The 2,057-nt window shown below is 71.1% G+C and carries 2 protein-coding genes and 1 pseudogene; all 3 read right to left on the bottom strand.

Annotated features, from left to right (window positions below):
- A pseudogene (locus G6018_RS08730) lies at nt 1-434 on the bottom strand (shikimate dehydrogenase); the annotation flags it as partial.
- A 115-nt stretch (nt 435-549) separates the two neighbouring features.
- Nucleotides 550-1,659, bottom strand: coding sequence for an endolytic transglycosylase MltG (locus tag G6018_RS08725; RefSeq protein WP_347237839.1), 1,110 nt, complete (start codon nt 1,657-1,659; stop codon nt 550-552).
- 155 nt (nt 1,660-1,814) lie between these two features.
- Nucleotides 1,815-2,057 (bottom strand): Holliday junction resolvase RuvX (gene ruvX, locus G6018_RS08720; RefSeq protein ID WP_182639407.1); only part of this gene is annotated, 243 nt, incomplete at its 5' end.

Below are 2,057 nucleotides of genomic sequence, written 5' to 3'. Positions count from 1 at the left end.
CGGGACGCCAACACCACGCGCGTCGCTCCGGCCTCGGCGAGCCCGGCCAGCACCGGCCGCGCCGTCCCGCCGACCCCCAGGACGACCGCCGTCGGCTCCGTGGGCAGTCCGTCGAACTCGGCGAGTGCTCCGGTCACCCCGTCCACATCGGTGCAGTCGGCGAACCAGCCGTCCCCCCGCCGGACCAGGGTGTTGGCACTGCCGACGATCCGGGCGCGATCGCTGACCTCGGTCGCGTACCCGAGCGCGGCGAACTTGCCCGGCATCGTCACCGAGTAGCCCACCCGGTGTCCCGGCGAGGAGTCGACCACGGAGGCCAGACGTTCGGCATCGCAGTCGATCCGCTCGTAGGTCCATCCGTCGAGGCCGAGCGCCCGGTACGCCGCACCGTGCAGAACCGGGGAGAGAGAGTGGTCGACAGGATGACCCAACACCGCCGCGGAGCGGGGTGACGTGTCCGCGAGGCCGTCGGAGGCAGCGCCACCCGAACCGGCGTCACCCGAACCGGCGCCACCCGGACCAGCGCCGGCCGGACCGGCGCCCGCGGTGCTAACGCCCACTGGACAGGACCCCGTTGGCTATCGCCTCGCTCTGGTACCGCTCGTGCTCCGGGTACTCGTCGGCGAAGCGGGTGGTGCCCTGCATGTCGACGGTGACGAAGTACTTCCACCGGCCCTCGGCAGGGTTCTCCATCGCCCGGAGTGCATCGAGCCCGGGAGATCCGATCGGACCGTAGGGCAGTCCGTCCATGGCGTAGGTGTTCCACGGCGTGACCGCCGCACGATCGGCGTCGGTGGTGGCGATCTCCTGGTCGGCGAGGGCGTAGTTGACCGTCGAGTCGAACTGGAGGCGCATCGGCTCGTCGAGCCGGTTGAGGATCACCCGGGCGATCTTGTCGAAGTCCTCCAGCGTGCCCTCCTTCTCCACCAGGGACGCCGCGGTGACCACCTGGTACGGCGTCAACCCGATCCTCTCGGCCGAGGGGACGAGACCGGTGGCGTCGTAGGCGTCGGTCGACGAGTCGATCAGCTGCCGCAGGATCTCCAGGGGCTCCGACTGCGGGCTGACGTTGTGGACCCCGGGCGCGATCAGGCCCTCGAGACGTCGAACCGGGTCCGGGGCGCCCCGGACCTCGTTGATCGCCCAGTCGGGCACCCCGAGTTCGGTGGGGTCGGCCTGCACGGCCGCGTCGACGATCTCCTGCGGCTGGCGGCAGGTGGGTGGGGCCTCGGGGTCGTCCAGGTCCCGGAGACAGGTCGCGTCCGCGATCAGGGTGAAGATGCCCTTCTCGGTACCGCCGCCGACGACCACGGTGTCGAGCAGCCGCCCGCCGGGCTTGACGTCCATGAAACCGACCCTGTTCCGGGGATCGGCCAGGGCCTCCACCGCCGACGCGGCGCTCATCTCCTCCCGGACCTGGTAGTACCCCGGCTGGATACCCTCGACCGACGTCCCGGCCGCCGCACCTGTGAAGGCCCGGGTGCTGGCCACGGTGCCGATGTCGTACAAGCGGTCACCGACGACCCCCAGGGTGTCCCCGGGCTCGACGTGCAACAGCGCGTTGCCGGAGCCCTCGCCCTCGAAGTCGGGCGCGGCGGAGACCTCGTTGCCCGCGTTGCGGTAGACCATCACGGCGAAGGCCAGGACCACCCCGACCACGGCCGCAAGGAGAATGAACCGGGTGGTGCCACTCGTTCGTGAGCGTCCTCGTGCCGCAGACATCGTGCTCCTTAGCCAGGGGTTCAGGGAGCTGCCCGCCGGACAGCATCATGCTTGACGGGCAGTTTATCCAGCCGCGCCGGTCGACACGCCCATCATCGGCGGGCGCGCCGCGAGTCGAGCCACGCCTGCAGGAGCACCACGGCGGCGGCCTGGTCGATCACGCCCCGCTGCTGCCGGGTGTTCCGGCCCGCGCCGTGGAGCGCCGCTCCCGCCGTCACCGTGGTGAGTCGCTCGTCCACGAACTCGACATCGAGGTCGGGAGAGGCGACGGAGAGCGCTGCCACGAACGACCGCGCCATCGCCGTGGAGGCGGTGTCCCGACCCTTCAGTGAGGT

The organism is Dietzia sp. DQ11-44, from assembly GCF_014145205.1.
Taxonomy (GTDB): domain Bacteria; phylum Actinomycetota; class Actinomycetes; order Mycobacteriales; family Mycobacteriaceae; genus Dietzia; species Dietzia natronolimnaea.
Note: the sequence above shows the minus strand (reverse complement) of the source record. Positions and strands in the feature narration are given on the sequence as shown.